Below are 16,110 nucleotides of genomic sequence, written 5' to 3' on the forward strand. Positions count from 1 at the left end.
GGCAGCCTTGCGAGTCTGCCGCCCCTTCGGGTGGTGGTGCCTGGTTAGGCGTCGGTCATGTAGGTGACCCGGATTTTGGGCCGCAATGACCCAGTGCCGCGTGCGTACCCGTAATAGGTGGACGACGTGGACCCGGTGTACAGGGCGAGGCCTCTGAAGTTCCCCGACAGCATGGCGCTGATGTCAGAGCTGTTGGTGATGGTGACCCACTTGCCCTCGCCGCGTTTCCACGAGACTTCCTTCAGCAGGGACGACGCCGGGAAGCTAGACAGCGAGGTGGACCCGTGCCGGTACAGCCGTGCCGTACCACCGGCGCCGGAGTACCAGTGGTCGAAGTAGAGGTAGACCTCTAGCTTCACGATGGACGAGGCGTCTGCCATTGCGGTTGCGATGGTCTCGCCCTTGTCACCGGCACCGAAGATCGCATGGCTCTTCTTGGTCCCGCCGCCCGGGTCGTAGGAGGTGTACCCCTGATAGAGGTAGTTCCCGCCGGCTGTGTACTGACTATCGTTGCCTTGCCATGACCGGAATCCAGTGGCCGCCCAGGTCTGGGTGACTTGGCGGTCAGCCGATGTCGGTGGCGGCTCGGAAGAGCCCGCGGAGGTGGTGCCTACGAAGTCGGCGCGCCCGGAGACGCCAGTGAGTGGGTGTTCAGCCACCGTGAGAGTGAACGGGGCCGCGTTGGTCGGATTGATCAACACGTTGTCCGCGCCACCGAACGCCGAGTAGTACACGATGACTGAGACGGTGCGCTCACTGTCGTTGCGGAACACCCACCGCAGGTCCGTGGAAGGCAGTTGGCTCGACGCGCTTGGGCGGGCCCCGGTGATGGCTTCGGCTCTAATGGGTGCCGAGGTGTCAGCGAGGGTGCCGGTTGTGGTGGCAGCGAGCCGGAACCTTGCCCGGGAGTTCGTTCCTGCACTGGTCGCCCGGAGCCCGTTTGCTTGGATTTCGTAGACGTACCCGGGCCGGGCCGTGTATTCCAACCGCATTACTGACTGGTTGTGGTTCGACGAGGTCGATGGGTTCGCCCCGGTGTTGTTCGTCCTGTCTAGCCGGGCGATGATTCCGCGGGCACGGGAGTCGATCAGTTCGTAGATGTCCTCGCCGTTGACTGTCACCTCGCCTGCTGCGACGGAGGCCGCCGCTATGCCGCCGGCGTCATCGATCACCACGTCGCCGCCGTCATTCTGGGTATTGCGGATCCCGAGGCGCTGCGTGCCGCTTCCTAGCAAAGCGATCAGCGACTCGTAGGAGCCGTCAGCGAGCTGGTCAATGATCGCGATCCCATCACCGTTGACGATGGTCTCGCGTGTCCCATCCTGCTTATAGAAACGGGCCGACGACCCCTCGAGCGCGGTCAACCACGCGGCGTCAGCCCAAATGCTGAGTGCGTCTACCGCTCGGGCCTTCACCGCGCCGGGCGTCACGATAGCCCCGTCAGTCATGCGGACCATCGACCCGCCAGCATGGACTACTGCTTCGTTGGCGTCGCCGGAGAACTCGATCACGGGGGCGACGTGCGTCACCGGGTTGGTGTCCGAGTCGGGGATGACGTGTTCGTAGTAGAGCCAGATGTTCGAGCCGCCGCCTCGCCACGCGGGGGCGTCTTCTCCGGTCGCGTCGACCGAGCGGGCGTCGCTGTTGCTGCTGTGGAGCATGCCTTCGCTGCCGTCGGCGTAGCGGCAGGCGAGGTTGATCTTCGCAGTGCCGTTGCCCGTGTTCACGCGGACTGCGGTGCGCCACGGCTCGCCCGGGTTAGTCGGTGCCATGAACCTGCGGGTTCGCAGCCCTTCGCCGTCCGGCCCGTCATCGAGTGAGTACCAGAACCGCTTGAGGCTGGTGGTGTCCTGGTTCGCGGAGCCGAACCTGTTCTGCCCTGCATTATTCGTGCCCCAAGAGCCTTGCACGTGCGCTACGCCCGAGCGCCCGTTGTGGCCGTCGCCGAGGCGGTCTCGCGTGGTCTGGTCCGAGAAGGTGGGGTCAATGATCTGGTTCGGCCCCGCTGCCACCAGAAGCTGCTCGGCGTAGAGCTTCATGAAGCGGCCCGTGCGGGCGGCGATCTCCTCGGCTACGACGTCGGCAAGCGTGGACTGGCCGACGACCGTCAGGGACCCGAGGTCTACGCTCGAAATCATCTGGTGCTCGAGCGTCCCCTTCACCCAGCTCGACCCGTCCCACGTCCACTGCCCGACAATCTTCGTCCAGCTAGTGCTGTCGAATTGCCACCAAATGTCCCCGGGGGTGCTGCCGCTGCCGCTCGGCGCGCTCGTGTCACGGTGAATCTTGTTCTTACCGTTGGCGCTGGACAGCGCGAGGTCAGCCGTGTCCTGTGCGCTGCCTGCTGCCGTCTGCGCGTCCTGTGCGGCCTGCTGGGCTGCTGCTGCCGCGTCGAGGGCCTCCTTCGCCTCGGTAATGTCGTAGACCTCGAAGCGGTCGATCTGAAAGCGCCCTGCTCCCGCGATTACGCGAACGCCGAAGCGGCCCCACGTTACGTCCGGGCCGACGGTAATGTCCGCGGAAAGAGGCCGAACCGTGTCCGCGGTAAAAGTGTTTCCTGCCCAGCCGTCGTGGACGCTTCCGTTCGTCGAGCCTTGGCTGCCTTGCGCGGAGATGAAGTTGACTGCTGCTGTGGCGTCGTTATCTCCCGCGATGGTGCGGCGTGCTGCGACGCGGACCCGGTACGTGTGGCCAGGTTCAAGCGTCTGAAAGGTGTTCCACGCGTGCGGATTCGCGCCCGCTGCGGCTTCTCCGGGCATGACCGCCAAAAAGCTGCCGTCGATGAAGGTGGCCGCTTGACGGTAGCTCCCGTTGGTTAGAGCCCAGCCCGGCGCTAACGCGGGGTCGCTCGGGTCGCCCTGCTCGAATCCGGGGTTCACGGCGAGGTTGCGGCCGCGCTCAATGAGAGCGGTCACCTGACCCTCGGCGTAGGACTGCGCGGCGTCTGCTGCCGTCTGCGCGTCCGAAGCCGCCGTGGCTGCCGCGTTGGCGGTCGAGTTCGCGGTGTTGGCGAGTCCGAACGCTTCAGTGATGTCGGACTGGGCTTGCGTTAGCTCGGTGTTGATCTGTTCGTCCGCCTGTGTGAGCCGGTTGTCGACTTCGGTGATCCGGTCCGACTGGTCGCCCAACTGCCCGGCCTGCGCTGCCAGCTCGTTGGCGTGGTCGTCGAGGACTGCGCCCTGGGCGGCGTCTTTCTCCACGAGCTCTGGGACGGTCACGTGGATCTCTGTGCCCGGGTTTTCCGGGTCGTCCATCGACACGGACCCGTGCTGCAGGTTCGAGGCGTGGGAGATGTCGCGGCGGAGCTTGGCCTGATCGGAGAGGATTTCTACGAGCGGGTCACGCTTGCGGCGCAGATAAGGGCGGTTGCTCACTCGGCCTCCTCAAGTAGTCTCACGTCGAGCTGCACCGAGCTCGACGCTTGCGAAAAGCTGTAGCCGGCCAGGCGCATCATCAGCTCCCGGCCGGCTAGCCACGGGTCCTCCGGGGCCACGACACGGATTGTCATGCCGGGCACGAGATCGGCTAGGCCGGGTGTGCCGTCGATACGGATGGACATGTCTGCGGTCTCCACCGGGCGCGAGTTCTCGCGGACCGTGCGGGCGCCCCACCCCTGTAGGTGCCAGAGCTGGTTCGTCCGCTTGCCTGTGTAGATCCGCTCAACCGTCAGGTACTCCTGCGACCCGCCGGCCGCGGCGGAGGCTGACAGGGTGGCGCGGCCTTCACCCTCACCAAAGACGTGAGCGCGGGTGACGATGTCGGTGGCGTCCTCGGTCAGCTCGAAATCCACGCCCGCGGCCCCGCCGTCGAGGTTGATATCGACCTGTTTCGAGGCGTTGAGGTCGCGGGCGGACCCCATGACCCACGTGAACGCGTTCCCCGCCCAGGCGGGTGTGAAGTCGCAGTCGGGTCCACCGTCGAGGGTGATGATCTGCTCGAGGCCTTCCGCGACAGTCATCGCGTTGTACCCGTAGAACCGGGCTTCGCGCGTGCCCGACACAGATGCCGGGTACTCCATCGGCAAGTTATCCAACGCCTCGCCGTTGTTCTGGGTCAACCGGACAATCCGGTCAGCCAGCGTCGGCAATCCGGCGGGCCCGAACCGGTAGTAGGAGTGGGACGGGTACGTGGAGTTCGGGCCGATCAGGGTCCGACCCTCAAACACGCTCCACACGTCCCGCAGGGTCAGCTGCAGCACACCGGATCCCCACTTGTACTTCCGTGTCCAGATGATGCCGGAGAACACGGGCACGTTGTTCCAGCACGCCACGACCGTGCGGACCGTCGGCTTGAGCAGGTAGTCCCACTCGGCCTTCGTGAGCTGCCAGTCATCGTCCGTGAGCGGGATCGTCACCTGGCCGCCCTCACCACCATTCAACGACCGGGCACCAGTGAACCCGGTACCCGGCAAGCGACCCAGACGCTGCCCCGTGTGCGTGACCACAGCCTCAAAACTCCATGCCACGGCGGCCTCCTAAAATTCAGATGTAGGTGTCGCGGACCAGCACCCGGTACTGGCCCACCCCGCCGTCAGTCGCCGGGATCACATTCGCAGCACGCGAGACACCCGGCATGACCTTCGCCAGATTCGTGTACCCGGTCTGCCCGAAGACCACGGCCCCGTCCTTCCGGAGCAGGCCCGACCCGAAGTCCACCTCGAAAAGCTCACCAGCATTCACCGTCTCAAGAGACCGGAACGAGTCGGCGCCCGTGCCCCATGCGGTGAAGCCGGACGTCATGCTGCCCTTGACCTCGATCACCGGTGCCGCCGGATAATTCCCCTCATGCGAGACCTGGACCGACACCGGGCTAGTCCGCGACGCCGTCGTCCACGCTGTAGTGCGCAGCACCCCATACTTGCGCGGGTCAGGGGCCTTGAGGCTCAGCTCCCACTTCGCGTACGTATCGGTGTGGTCCTCCCAATCGAGGCCGCCATCACGGTCCGCCATCGCGGACTGAGTCGGCCCATGACCCGCCACCGTCAGCTCTGCCGGCCCCGAATGCAGCAGCCCAGACAGGAGCATGTTCGCCTCGTGCAGCCCCGCATGGGTTACCGCGTACACGCTCCCGATCAGGGTCACGTAGCGCGGTCCGTACGTGACCAGCGCCGGGAAATCGCCGTCGCCACCGACACGGACTGTCGAGTCCGACCGTGGCGCGGGAGACTTGAACCAGCCGTCAGCATCCCGCACCACGACCCGCGTCCCATCAGAGAGCGTCACCGGGAACTGAGTGGTGCCCAGAGTTATATCCATCAGCGCAGGCCTTCCAGCTTTTTCTCGAGTGTCGTCTCTAGGACACGGTTGACGTTCTCGTCCCGTACACCCTGAATCACGATTGCGCCCTGCTGGAAAGTCACCGAACGACCGGCCATCACTGGGGCAGCAGTGGTCGAATCCATCAGTCGACCACCGTCTGCGAATCCGGGTAGCTTCGGGAAAGTCCCGTTGTTGATCATTGCTAGCTCGCGGTTGTACTTGTCCGACGAGGCCCGGTTGATCACCCATTCGCGGTCGTCCACCCAGGCTGTGGGGTGCCCGTCGTGGCCAATCCCGAGGATCTGGTCAGTACCCAGCCCGGTCTCGGGGAGCCTTCCGCCGTCTGAGTATCGGCGAAGAGTGCGGCCTCCCGTGGAGTGCCGAGCTTGGCCGTAGTTCAAGCGTTCGGCGGAACGAGTCCCAGTGCTGGTGTAGTTGGTGTGGATAGTCTGGGTGACCCTCGAGGTGCGGTCTCGAGCTACTGCGTTTAGCGCAGCCTCAGCCGCAGATGTGATCGCCTGCGCGTCGATCTTCGCGGTCCGCTTCTTGCCCGCGGTCGCGTCAATCTTTGCGCCGGTCTCATCCGTTCCGGTCTCCGATACCTGAATTCGGCCATCGGGCAGCTCGGTCACGATGTAGCCAAGATCCCGTAAGGCCTTGACGGTCACCGGCGAGTTGTCGGTGATGGTGATCTTCTTGTCAGGCGTCGATTGAATCCACGTATGCAGGTCACTGATTTTCGAGATCTCACCATCAGCGTTTGACTCGTACTCCGTGAACACGTCCGCGGGAATGAGGCCCATCTGATCAGCCAAAGCGCCGGCGGCGTCCTCTTCCATGCCTGCCGCGATAGCGGCATTGATGAAAGCGTCGCGACCCTTCTGTACCTCTGCGGCCATCTCGCCCGATGTCGCTCCCGCTTCGTACATCGCGGTCCGCACACTGTCAGTCGCCGACGCAATACCATCCAGCGCGGCCTGGTTAGCTGAGCCCTTTTCGGTATTGATGTCGAGAGTGGCGCCATTCTCCTTGATGGACTCCGTAGCTGAGCGGATCGAGTCCGCGAGCTCACGGTGAGCCGCACGCTCTGTCAGAACAATCGCGCCGGTCTTGGTTAGTCCCTCAAAGTAGGCGTCGAGCTCATCGGCGGCATCACCCGCAGCATCACCGACCTCACCGATAGCGCCCTCGAGATCCTCGGACCCCTCAGCCGCAGTGGCCGAGTCGGCCTCGATGTGCCTCAATGCGTCCGCGTATTGAGGAAAGAGCTTGGAAGCGTCTTCGGCGCTTACACCCGACTCTTCCAGGCGTCCGGCCAGAGTCTCCATGGCCGATTTGGCTGCATCGATATTCCCCGAGCTGACCATCGTTGCCAGCTCAGCGTCAACTGCCTTGAACGCTTCTTCAGCTAGAGCAACGCTGCCTTTCACCCCGGTGATGGCTGTAATGCCACCCTGCGCCCATCGCTCCATCTTGTCGATGGTGCCGTCGCCAAAGAGAGCCCGCACTGATGCATCGAACCCCGACACCGACTCTTCGGCATGCCCGATACCTTCGTAGCCTTGGAAAGCTGCTTCCAACGCCCCTTCGGCATTTGCGCCCTCCGTAGCGATGCGCGCCAACGCGTCAGCGATGTGCCCTGTGCCCTCGGGGATGTCTTTGGTGTACTGGGACTCAGCTAATTTGGCCAAGCCCGTCGCCACGCCTCCGATTACGGTGACCGCCCCTCCCGCAGCAGCAATGCGGCGAAGCGCGCGGCCAGATCGTGACGCAGCTGGCGCAAACGTGTCCAGTGCGTCCTTGGCGTTCTTTACCTTCGGGGCAAGATTCAAAAAGAGCCCCAGTGCGCCAGCGCTCACGCCGGCGATTCCACCAAGCGCGGTGACACCGATTTGGACAGGCTCGGGCAGCTCACTAAACCAGCGGACTAGATCCGCCGCGCCATCGGCCAGCTCTGCAACGACCGGGAGGATGGCTCCGCCTGCGGTAATCGCTGCGTCTTTGATGTTGTTCCACGCGATGCGGATCCGGGACTCTGTGGTCTCGTAACGCTTCTGCGCTTCCTCCACGAGAGCAGTGTTCTTTTCCCACGCGTCCGCGCCCATTTCGAGGGAGCGGGTAAGCAGGTCGCCCGAGTTAGCGAGGGCCAGCATGACCTGCGTTTCTTCGGTCCCGCGGATGCCCATGTCCTTGAGCGTCGCCGTGACATTCCCGCCGGCCTCGTTGACGTTGTTGATACCGCCCGCGACGAGCTGCAGAGCCTCCATCGGGGAGGTGCGGAACTTCTCTGCGAACTCGTCCGCAGAGAGTCCTGCCGTCTGGGCGAACGTCGAAAGGGATTCGCCACCCTCGTCCACGGCCGTGCGCATTTTCAGCAGGACGCGAGTCGCGACACCGCCACCTAGCTCGGCGCGGACACCCATCGACGCCAGCGTGTTTGAGAGAGCCAGGACGTCGGACTCGGTGGCCCCAATTGTCGCGCCAGCACCGGCAATCCTCTGAGCCATATTGAGAATGTCTGCCTCAGTGGATGCACCGTTGTTGCCAAGCTCAACAAGCGTGGCACCGAACCGCTCAACACCCTTTGAGCCCTCACGCTCCATCGTGCCCATCACGTTGCTGATCTGCGCGATGGACGTGGCCGCCTCCTCGGCGGTGAGGTTGGTCGACTCGCCAAGGTTGATCATCGTTTCGGTGAACCCGACAACATTCTCGCGGGCCACTCCGAGCTGGCCGGCAGCCTCAGCGACGGCGGCAATCTCTGTGTGCGTGGATGGCAGCGTTCTGGCGAGTTCGCGCAACCCATCTTCGATTTCCGCCATCTGCCCGGGCGTGCCATCCACAGTTTTCATGACGCCAGCCCAGGCGGACTCCCAGTCCATGGCTGCTTTGGTAGACAGGCCCAGCCCTGCGACTGACGCGGTGCCGATGGCCAGCAGTGGGGTCTCGAGGTCGCGAAGGGCCTGGACTCGCTTGGCGGTGGTGTCGCCGGAGTTCTTAGCCGCTTTCTCGAGTTCCTCGGTGGACTTGGCTGCCGCCGACATTGCGGACTTGTACCGGTCCACCTGCGCTTCGAGGATGACTTTTACGCGACGCTCAGCCAAGGTCAGGCCTCCAATATGCTGTGAACTTGTGGAAGAATCCGGGCATGACTACCGGGGAAACTCAGAAGAAAAGGCCAGGCAGCGCACTCATTGGTGCGGGCATCGTTTTTGGCTTTGTGGGGCTGTTGATCGCGATTTACGCCACCGTTCAAAACGGTGCGTTTCCCGTGCCGTGGATACTCATAGTTGGGCTTCTTCTGGCTGGCATTGGCTTTGCGGTGCGCTTGTTAGCTGCGGTCGAACGGCGATAGCAACCTCGATGCATGTCATGGCGGCAAAGTGGCATCCACATCGCCGTGAACTTGTGGAAGAATCCGGGCATGACTACCGGGGAAACTCAGAACGAAATGGCCGTGCGCCCAGGGCGCAAAATGATGATCTGGGGCTTCACGGCGATGCTCGTCGGAATTATCGGATGGATCACGGTCCTGTCCGGAATGGGCCGCGCAGGATGGTTCATGCTCCTCGTCCTGCTGCTCACGGCAGGCGGATTGATCGTGGGCGTTATCGGGCTCTTCCGCCGTCTATTCGCTGCTCTTGAGCGTCGGTAGCGGCTTTGATGCTGGCCTGTCGTAGGTCGTGTAGACCTTTTGGCCAGGCACTGGCTCTGACCCCGGCGATGGCTTAGCGGCACGCTGACTAGCAGCACACGCATGGCACTGCGTTGTTTGTCCCGTGTACCAGCCGTCGTTGTCCTCGTGATGCGCCAGAATGACCGGGTTCCCGCACGCACAGAGCCCCGCCTTATAGCGGGTGTGCGCCAGCGTCAGTAGTAGATCCTTCGACCCCCAGAAACCATCGAGGCCCCCAAGCCATTCGCTCGGGGGCCTCTTGAAGGCTTCTGCGGTTTCGAGGACGTTGATTAGGCCTCGGTACCGTGACTGTTGGTGCCAGAGGCAGTGAGCAAAAAATCCGCGTCCACCTCAGGGATCGCGTTTTGTGCGATGCGCTGCGCCTTGGTGAGTTCGAGCAGTTGAACCTCACCTACTTTTTCCTTGAGCTTCTTCACTTGGGCAACCGTCCAGCGGACCGGTCGGCGGTCACCATCACCCTTCTTCACGCCCACGATTGACTCGGACAGGATCAGCCACCCGAACTCGAGGCCATCCTGCTCCTTGGGGATCTCGCCAGATTCGACTCGCGCGTTGTGCGCGTCGAGGAGGCTCTTACGGTGTTCGCCGGGGATCGCGGACACGTACACCGTGAGCCGGGAGTTCCCGAACGTGTTGAGGAGGTCGGTGTACCGGGCCTCGAGTTTGCTGCGCTCCGACTTCTCGCCGGCGGTCTGCTCGCCAGTGTTGCCCGCGTCCTGCAGCTCTTCGATGCGGCGCTTGAGCTCGGATAGCTCGGAGATCACGTCGGCGCGCTTGTAGACGTCCACGGATTCCTCGGGGAGAGCGGCGTCGATGAGCCAGTCGTCGAGGTCGAAAGTTTCGGGGTCGAGGTTCTGATTCTCAGTCATGATGTCAGGCTCCAAATCTGTGCGTGTCAGGCTCAAGGGGTGGGGTGGTGCCGTGCGGGCGCGGAGCCTGACCAACGCGCCCGCACGGGGTACTGGGGGAGGTTTAGACGCCGGAGGCGACGGCGACGCCCTCGATCATCGTCTGCGGCAGGAACGTGACACGCCGCTTGATGTTGCCGGTCTGATCCACACGGGCCGGCGCATCCGAGACGACCTCGCCACCGAGATAGATCTCGTCCGTGGCTTCCCACGCCTCGGTGGAGTCCTTGTCGGACTCGCGCAGGTAGACCCACGTGGTGGTGCCCTTGACCTTGACGGCCTGATAGCCAGCGTCCAGCTCAGCGTCCGGCCCACCAGCAGTGTCGAACTCGCGCAGGAACGTCAACGCGAGATCGTAATTCGAGGCGCCAAGAGCCTGCGAGTTGCCCTTCTGACAGGCAGCCTTCTCGTTGAACGTGTCACTGGCTGCGTTGGTCCAGTTCGCGTCAGAGTCGAGGACCTGGCACGACGCGTCGATACCAGCCTCAAGCTCCGTCACGGTCGGGTTCTTCGGGTCCGCCGGGGCGGTGGTGAGGATGGTGAACTTCTTCTTACCGTCTGCTGCGACCTTCACTTAGCCGCCTCCTTTGCATTCTGGGTGGTGCGCTTGGCCGGTTCCTCGGCCTTCACGGTGGTGTCCTCGGCAGGCTCGGAGAGAGCCTTGCCCCGTCCGGTGAGCCTCCAGTCACCGAGGGCCTTGTTGCCGATGTAGTGGGCTGGGACAATCCGCTTTTCGCCCTTGGCGTTGGCGGCTTCCACGAACCCTTCGGGGATGTTGTGAGACATGGTGTGTGCTCCTTAGTTGGTGGTTATCCGCCACGGGACGGGCAGCATGAAACGGGCGGGAGTTGCGGTCGGATCGAGGACAGGCACGTTCTGTTGGAAGCCATCCGGGTTCGGTTTGATCCGTCCTGTACCCGCCGGCAGGTTGGTCAGAGCCGCGCGAACGTCCCTCGCGACTGCACGGCAGGCTTCCGGGGATGAGGCGACACACGTGGTCTGGAAGTCCCAGAGCAGTGAACTGGTGCCCTGTAACCCGCATGCCGCCTGCTGGTCTGCGGGTTCCCCGTCGCCAGCCCAGAGGACGACGTAGGGGAGGATGTACCCGCCAGCCTCCGGGACCTTAGCGGGCACATACCCGTCGTAGAACTTGAAATCATCGGAGGTAAGCGCGGCCTTTACGGTCGCAGCGAGGGCGGTGGCGTCAGCCATTCATGACCTCCGCCCCGAGCGCTTCCATGGCGGCTTCGAACGCTGGCGTGTGCTGGTCGGCGGCGGGGCCGAGATATGGTTGCGCGGCCATCCGGGACGTACCCAACTCGACGTAGATCCCGTACTCCACGGTCGGGCCAACCTCGGCCGCCAGAGTCCCCGCCTGACCCACGGTGCGCAGGTCACTGGTCGTGATGCTGCCCTTGAGCCTGCCGGTGTCCACTGGCGCCTTGGTGCGCGCGGACCGCTGAATGTCCTTCGCGGTCTTCCGCACCACGAGTTGTGCCCGTGGCCCAACGCGGGCCTGTGCGCCGCGCAGGTCAGCCGTGAGCCGTGCTAGCTCGCTGGTATCCATGCTCACGACGCCTCCCGGTTCTGGGTGAGGTTGTCCACGCAGATCAGATCCCACTCCCACACCTCGGAGCCGTACATCTGCTGGGCGACCGTGTACCGGCGACCCGCCACGATCACGGTGTCTCCTGTCTCACCCGTGTGGATGTCCAGCCCGGGGGTGTAGGGAATCGTGACCAAGTACTGGCGCGTATTCACTGGCTGCTCAGCGGCGACCGGGGCAGCCTCACGCTTGAGCTCCTGCAGCCGACACTTGCCAGCCCACACTTGGGTTTCTCCCGTCCACCCATCCGGGAGCGGATACGGGGGAGGGCCAGCAGCCCGGACAATCACACAGTCAGCGGTCATCGTGGACTCAGCCACCGGCCGGTGATGCTCCGACCACCCGTCCGGGATGACCTTGTAACCAGCAATCGGGGTCATAGCCGCCACTCCTCGGCTTCGTGCCGGCCGGCATCGTTGAGCTGGACCACACCAAAGAACGAGCCCACGATGGCGGCCTCGTCTTCGCGGAGCTGCTGTGCCTGCTTCCGCAACGCTTCGGCCACTGCTGGCCCGTCGGTGCTGAGATCCTGGGTGCGGATCTTCTTCGCTAGCAACACCTCAGTAGTGGCAATCGCCATCAACGCGTCAGCGGCCGCGAGCCGGGTCGACCCATCGTTCAGGTCCAAGTACCCGTTGATCATGTCGTCCGTCAGGACCGGGTTAGCGTCGTCCAGATCAGCGATCAGCAGGCGGACCTGCCCCACCGGGGTCGAGTAGTTAGCAGCCACGATGGCCTCCTATCCGACCCCAGCGGGGCCATGGTGGGGTACGCGTCAGACGGTTCCGTTGGAGGCGTACACGCCCTCAGTGAAGCCCGGGTCGATGCCGTACACGTCGCGGCCGCGGTACCAGATCGTGTCGTCCTTGAACGAGCCCTGATCCGGGGAGATGTCGCCACCGCCGACCCGGCGCCCGGCATCGTCCTTGAGACGGATGTCCACGTTCTCCTCACCGGAGAGCAGGGTGCGGATCACGGACGGCAGGTCCGAACCGTTACCCTGAACCAGCGCCCAGCCCGTGCCAGCGTTCGCTCCGAGGCGGTCGGCGACGCTCTTGGACTCGAGCGGGACGAAAGCGCCACGGAACGGGTTCGGGGTGCGAGTCTTCGTCACCTTGTTCCCGTTGGTCTGCTCGACCTCGATCTCCTGCGCGTTGAGCAGGTAGTTCACCTGGTAGCGCAGGCCCGGGCCGTGAATGAGCACAAGATCCGTGGTCGAGACGAGTTCGCCGCGGTGGTTTGTCCGCTGGCCGATGGTACGGATCGCGGCCTGCAGCGACTCAGAAGTCAGGGCGGGGGTGTCGATGGTGCCGAAGTAGGTCGTGGACCAGCCGTCACCGGCCTCCGTGGTGAGCAGCTTCGCGGTCTTGATGTTCTGGCCCTTCACGGAACCGTTGCCGAGCCAGATCGGGAAGTTTGCCAGCGCCGAGAAGTTGCGGTTGCGGCGTAGTTCCCACGTCAGACCAAAGTTGCGTCCGTTCTTGCGGGCCTTGTGGGTGAGGGACGTTTCGGAGAGCGTGCCGCCCTTGTACTCCTCGCCCTCGGCGACTTCCTCGAATGCGTCGTTGTTCCACAGGTCAACAAGCTTGTGCTCGTTGAAGTCGTCAACGGTCACGTCGCTGAGGATCGGCTCGAACTCCTTGACCGCGGCCTTCTGTGCGGCGACGGCCTGCTTAGAGAACGCGGCGCCGAGCAGCTCGGGGAAGTCGCTCGTGGTGAATGCTTCGAGGAGCCGGTACTGGGCGGCATGGTCCGCGCCGGACTTACCGGCAGCAAAGAGCTTCGCGGCCTCGGCGATGCGCTCCTCACGGGTGGAGGCGCGACGGAAACCCTCTTGGGCCATCTCATGGATAGTCATGTTGTGGTGCCTCCTTAGGCGAGTGCGGCCGTAGCCGTGATCATGCCGAACGGGGCGACTTCGGCAATGCCGGAGCCGGTACCCTTGGCCGTGTTTGCGACGCCGAACGGGAAGTTTCCGGACGCGGTGGCGGTCAGGCCGTTCGAGCCGTTGATGTAGACGATCTGGCCCTCAGCCAGGGCCCCGGAAACGGTGAGCTCGTAGGAGCCGTTGAGCCAGATGGTGACCTTGTCTCCGGTGTCGGCGGTGGTCTGGGCGACGCCGACGTACTGGCCGATCTTTACGGGGGATCCGGACTCAGTGTTGGCGAGAGCGGTGAGGGCGATGTGGTCGTTGTGCGTGTAGCGCTGGTTGAGAGCCATGGTTTAGCGGCCTCCTTCGAGAATTGCGACGATGTCGTCGTCGCTGACGTTCTTGGACTCGGTGGCGGTGTTGGGCTGGTCGTTGACCTGTCCGGCACCTTGGGCGGCTGCGATCTCCGCTGCGGCCTCGCGGGCTGCCTCGGTGACCTGCTCGTCCGTGTACTCGTTCGTGATCGACTCGGCGACCAGAGCAGACACGGTGCGGGTAGCAGTGATGCCGTCGAACTCTGCTTCGACGAGCTTGGCTACACGGGCACGGTTGGCTTCCGCCGCGTGCTTCGCGCTCTCTTCCTTGAGCGTCTTGTTCTCTGCCTCCAGCGCGGACGCCCGGCTGGATGCCTCGCGGAGCTCGTTCAGCTCCGATTCCTCAATCTGGGTGGTAGCCACGGTGGCTTCCTCCTTTGGGTTGTCCCCAGCCGGATTGCTAGGGAGGTTTTCGGTTGCCTCGGACCCGGTGACGGGGAGGTAAGTAACTTGGCGGCGGACCTCGACGGGTTCACCGGTGAGGGTGATGTTCACGCCGTCGAGGGTGTACGACTGCCGGTAGAAGCGCGCAATTTCGGCGGTGCGCGGCTCAACCTCGTAGTAGACGTACTCTTCGTCGTGGTCGAGGACGTACGCCCACGCGTCGGGGTGCTTCGCGACGATGGTTGCCTGCAGGTAGGAGCGCACGTCGCGGGCGGTGACCTCAGTGAGGATCGACCGGGACTCGATCACCCGTGCGGCCTCGAGTACTTCGGTGATCTCGCCGCCACGCCCGGCCACGGTCACGAGGTCGACCCGGTTGAAGGGGGACGCTAAAAGTTGGGTCACAGTCCGTTCCGAGTCGATTTCGGCGGCCGAGCTGATCGATGCGCCGATGAACTCGTGGAACTCTTCTACGAAATCCCGCCACGCTGACCCGATGATCGCCTCAGCGACTAGGGCTCCGCCCTCACCAACCCGAGCATCCTCGTCAAGGACGCCGACGAGGTTTCGAAGGTCACCGCCAGGGTGGTCCATGCTCGTGGTGGGGGAGTCGTGATTGATGTGCATCTGCGTGCCGCGCGGGAAGACGCGGTCCTTGGCGGCTTGTGCAAGCGTTTCTGCCGAGTAGTTGCCGGATGACCCCTCGCCCGGGGTGATGATGGTGACGAGGACGCGGCCCGGCCCCACTCGAGTGGGCGCCGCCGTGGCCTCAATGATGCGTGCTGGCATACTCTTGCTCCTATGGGGTTAGACGACCGGAATGACGACCCGCGCAAGCAGGGGGAGTGCCCGGGCCATTCATGGAAGGTCCACGGCGTGTACCTGCGTTCCACGGGTGGCAGCATGTCCGTGATCTGTAAGTGGTGCGGGACGATCCAGTACGAGCCGTCGCTGTCTGATGGGACTTAGCCGGGCTTTTTGATGAGGTCGGCCACGCTGGTGGCTGTCATGCTGTCGCGCCACCCGTCCGCGCTGTGCCGGGTCGTAAGGTCGGCCCACGTGACTTTCCCGCTGTTGAGGAGGTCGAGCCGTGTCGGGCCCATCACCCTTAGCTGGGAGCTGTCGTCGAGGTTGTCGAACCACGCGTGGGCGTCCGGCAGGTCATCCTCCGGCTCGTCGATGTTGAATCCGAGGTCGCGCCATGACTTCGTTTTGTCGATGCGTGCGCACCGACCGTTCGGGTGATCGATCGGCCCGAACTCGTCCACGGGGTGGAATGTCCTGTGATTCGCGAGACAGGACGGACACGTCCGGGTGTCAAGTGTCGCGGACCAATACCAGCCTTCGAGTAGGTCCTTGTTGTGCTGTGCGGCTGCCTGATCGCCGTTCCGGTGCGCGTCTAGCATTTCCGTGCGGGCAATCCTTGTTGCCCGGACCAAGCCACCGTTGAAAGCGCCCTCGGTCCGGCGGATGATCCGCCGTGCCGTGGTCCTCGGGTTGTCGCCGACGGTGATGCCGCGGATTAGTTCGCGCTTCATCGCCACCTCTACGTCGGGAGCCAGCGGCATCGTGGACGAATGGATTTGCTGTGTCGTCCGTTCCACAATTGCTGCGATGGCTTCGGGGGAGAGCCGGTCGAAACCGACCTGCACCGCAACCTGACCGGGTGGGAGCTGTGACTGGACAGCATTCATGTGCCCATCCACAGCATCAAGCACCGCGGTTTCGACGTCGTTCACGATGAGCGCGTCTGCGTTGTCGGTGAGAGCGTCGAGGGTGCCCCTAGCTTGCCGGAGCGCCGCCGATAGGCGCCGGTTCTTCGCCAGCGTGGTAGCGGTGACCCGTTCCTTGCCGGTGAGGATGTCCACCAGTGTCTCGGAGAATTCCGGTTCCAGCTCGTCCCACGCATCTACCCATGCTCTTGTGAGCGCGGCGACCTGCTGGTCTGTCATGCGTGAGACACGGTCACGGGCATCACGGACGGCGGCGAGAGTATCCGGTGTAATCGCCACT

17 protein-coding genes are annotated in these 16,110 nt (G+C 63.9%); 2 read left to right on the forward strand and 15 right to left on the reverse strand.

Going from position 1 to position 16,110, the window contains the following annotated elements; all coding sequences use genetic code 11:
- Positions 1–44: 44 nt before the first annotated feature.
- From IW252_RS13040 to IW252_RS13055, 4 genes are read right to left on the reverse strand one after another with little or no spacing between them, the layout of a single operon-like run.
- The gene (locus tag IW252_RS13040) at positions 45–3,374 is read right to left on the reverse strand and encodes a hypothetical protein (RefSeq protein ID WP_196836949.1); all 3,330 of its coding nucleotides are present in this window, start codon (positions 3,372–3,374) and stop codon (positions 45–47) included.
- Positions 3,371–4,465 (reverse strand): hypothetical protein, encoded by a 1,095-nt coding sequence (locus IW252_RS13045; protein ID WP_196836950.1) that lies wholly within the window; start codon positions 4,463–4,465, stop codon positions 3,371–3,373. The genes IW252_RS13040 and IW252_RS13045 overlap by 4 nt, the downstream gene beginning before the upstream one ends.
- 16 nt (positions 4,466–4,481) lie before the next feature.
- Positions 4,482–5,255 carry a phage tail family protein gene (locus tag IW252_RS13050; RefSeq protein WP_196836951.1) on the reverse strand — a complete coding sequence of 258 codons (774 nt, stop codon included), beginning with the start codon at positions 5,253–5,255 and terminating at the stop codon, positions 4,482–4,484.
- Positions 5,255–8,362, reverse strand: a complete 3,108-nt coding sequence (locus tag IW252_RS13055) for a phage tail tape measure protein (protein WP_196836952.1) — start codon at positions 8,360–8,362, stop codon at positions 5,255–5,257. Before IW252_RS13055 ends, IW252_RS13050 begins: the two co-directional genes overlap by 1 nt.
- A gap of 44 nt (positions 8,363–8,406) precedes the next feature.
- Between IW252_RS13055 and IW252_RS13060 the strand changes: the two genes are divergently transcribed.
- Entirely contained in the window at positions 8,407–8,613 is a 207-nt protein-coding gene (locus IW252_RS13060; protein ID WP_196836953.1) for a hypothetical protein, read from the forward strand.
- 69 nt (positions 8,614–8,682) lie between these two features.
- Positions 8,683–8,913 carry a hypothetical protein gene (locus IW252_RS13065; protein ID WP_196836954.1) on the forward strand — a complete coding sequence of 77 codons (231 nt, stop codon included), beginning with the start codon at positions 8,683–8,685 and terminating at the stop codon, positions 8,911–8,913.
- 311 nt (positions 8,914–9,224) lie between these two features.
- Here the strand turns inward: IW252_RS13065 and IW252_RS13070 are convergent, their stop codons facing one another.
- From IW252_RS13070 to IW252_RS13120, 11 genes are all read right to left on the reverse strand, one after another.
- On the reverse strand, positions 9,225–9,824 hold the full coding sequence (locus tag IW252_RS13070) for a hypothetical protein (RefSeq protein ID WP_196836955.1): 600 nt from the start codon (positions 9,822–9,824) through the stop codon (positions 9,225–9,227).
- Between the two features lie 103 nt (positions 9,825–9,927).
- Positions 9,928–10,437, reverse strand: a complete 510-nt coding sequence (locus IW252_RS13075) for a phage tail tube protein (RefSeq protein ID WP_196836956.1) — start codon at positions 10,435–10,437, stop codon at positions 9,928–9,930.
- Positions 10,434–10,649 carry a hypothetical protein gene (locus IW252_RS13080; RefSeq protein ID WP_196836957.1) on the reverse strand — a complete coding sequence of 72 codons (216 nt, stop codon included), beginning with the start codon at positions 10,647–10,649 and terminating at the stop codon, positions 10,434–10,436. Before IW252_RS13080 ends, IW252_RS13075 begins: the two co-directional genes overlap by 4 nt.
- Positions 10,650–10,661: 12 nt before the next feature.
- On the reverse strand, positions 10,662–11,075 hold the full coding sequence (locus IW252_RS13085; RefSeq protein ID WP_196836958.1) for a hypothetical protein: 414 nt from the start codon (positions 11,073–11,075) through the stop codon (positions 10,662–10,664).
- Positions 11,068–11,430 carry an HK97-gp10 family putative phage morphogenesis protein gene (locus tag IW252_RS13090; RefSeq protein ID WP_196836959.1) on the reverse strand — a complete coding sequence of 121 codons (363 nt, stop codon included), beginning with the start codon at positions 11,428–11,430 and terminating at the stop codon, positions 11,068–11,070. The genes IW252_RS13085 and IW252_RS13090 overlap by 8 nt, the downstream gene beginning before the upstream one ends.
- 2 nt (positions 11,431–11,432) lie before the next feature.
- Positions 11,433–11,849: a DUF6093 family protein gene (locus IW252_RS13095; RefSeq protein WP_196836960.1), complete on the reverse strand. Its 417-nt coding sequence runs from the start codon at positions 11,847–11,849 to the stop codon at positions 11,433–11,435.
- Positions 11,846–12,199 carry a hypothetical protein gene (locus IW252_RS13100; protein WP_196836961.1) on the reverse strand — a complete coding sequence of 118 codons (354 nt, stop codon included), beginning with the start codon at positions 12,197–12,199 and terminating at the stop codon, positions 11,846–11,848. The genes IW252_RS13095 and IW252_RS13100 overlap by 4 nt, the downstream gene beginning before the upstream one ends.
- 45 nt (positions 12,200–12,244) lie before the next feature.
- The gene (locus tag IW252_RS13105; protein WP_196836962.1) at positions 12,245–13,327 is read right to left on the reverse strand and encodes a phage major capsid protein; all 1,083 of its coding nucleotides are present in this window, start codon (positions 13,325–13,327) and stop codon (positions 12,245–12,247) included.
- Positions 13,328–13,341: 14 nt separating this feature from the next.
- Entirely contained in the window at positions 13,342–13,689 is a 348-nt protein-coding gene (locus tag IW252_RS13110; RefSeq protein WP_196836963.1) for a DUF2190 family protein, read from the reverse strand.
- Between the two features lie 3 nt (positions 13,690–13,692).
- Positions 13,693–14,886, reverse strand: a complete 1,194-nt coding sequence (locus tag IW252_RS13115; RefSeq protein ID WP_196836964.1) for a hypothetical protein — start codon at positions 14,884–14,886, stop codon at positions 13,693–13,695.
- A 176-nt stretch (positions 14,887–15,062) separates the two neighbouring features.
- Positions 15,063–16,109: a phage minor head protein gene (locus tag IW252_RS13120; protein WP_196836965.1), complete on the reverse strand. Its 1,047-nt coding sequence runs from the start codon at positions 16,107–16,109 to the stop codon at positions 15,063–15,065.
- Position 16,110: the final 1 nt, after the last annotated feature.

Source organism: Zhihengliuella flava (genome assembly GCF_015751895.1).
Classification (GTDB): Bacteria; Actinomycetota; Actinomycetes; order Actinomycetales; family Micrococcaceae; genus Zhihengliuella; species Zhihengliuella flava.

What these genes read in the sequence shown, in the direction of transcription:
- IW252_RS13050 (WP_196836951.1), bottom strand. Translation starts at nt 5,255, where the DNA reads ATGGATATAACTCTGGGCACCACTCAGTTCCCGGTGACGCTCTCTGAT.
- IW252_RS13060 (WP_196836953.1), top strand. Translation starts at nt 8,407, where the DNA reads ATGACTACCGGGGAAACTCAGAAGAAAAGGCCAGGCAGCGCACTCATT.
- IW252_RS13065 (WP_196836954.1), top strand. Translation starts at nt 8,683, where the DNA reads ATGACTACCGGGGAAACTCAGAACGAAATGGCCGTGCGCCCAGGGCGC.
- IW252_RS13070 (WP_196836955.1), bottom strand. Translation starts at nt 9,824, where the DNA reads ATGACTGAGAATCAGAACCTCGACCCCGAAACTTTCGACCTCGACGAC.
- IW252_RS13080 (WP_196836957.1), bottom strand. Translation starts at nt 10,649, where the DNA reads ATGTCTCACAACATCCCCGAAGGGTTCGTGGAAGCCGCCAACGCCAAG.
- IW252_RS13085 (WP_196836958.1), bottom strand. Translation starts at nt 11,075, where the DNA reads ATGGCTGACGCCACCGCCCTCGCTGCGACCGTAAAGGCCGCGCTTACC.
- IW252_RS13090 (WP_196836959.1), bottom strand. Translation starts at nt 11,430, where the DNA reads ATGGATACCAGCGAGCTAGCACGGCTCACGGCTGACCTGCGCGGCGCA.
- IW252_RS13095 (WP_196836960.1), bottom strand. Translation starts at nt 11,849, where the DNA reads ATGACCCCGATTGCTGGTTACAAGGTCATCCCGGACGGGTGGTCGGAG.
- IW252_RS13105 (WP_196836962.1), bottom strand. Translation starts at nt 13,327, where the DNA reads ATGACTATCCATGAGATGGCCCAAGAGGGTTTCCGTCGCGCCTCCACC.
- IW252_RS13110 (WP_196836963.1), bottom strand. Translation starts at nt 13,689, where the DNA reads ATGGCTCTCAACCAGCGCTACACGCACAACGACCACATCGCCCTCACC.
- IW252_RS13115 (WP_196836964.1), bottom strand. Translation starts at nt 14,886, where the DNA reads ATGCCAGCACGCATCATTGAGGCCACGGCGGCGCCCACTCGAGTGGGG.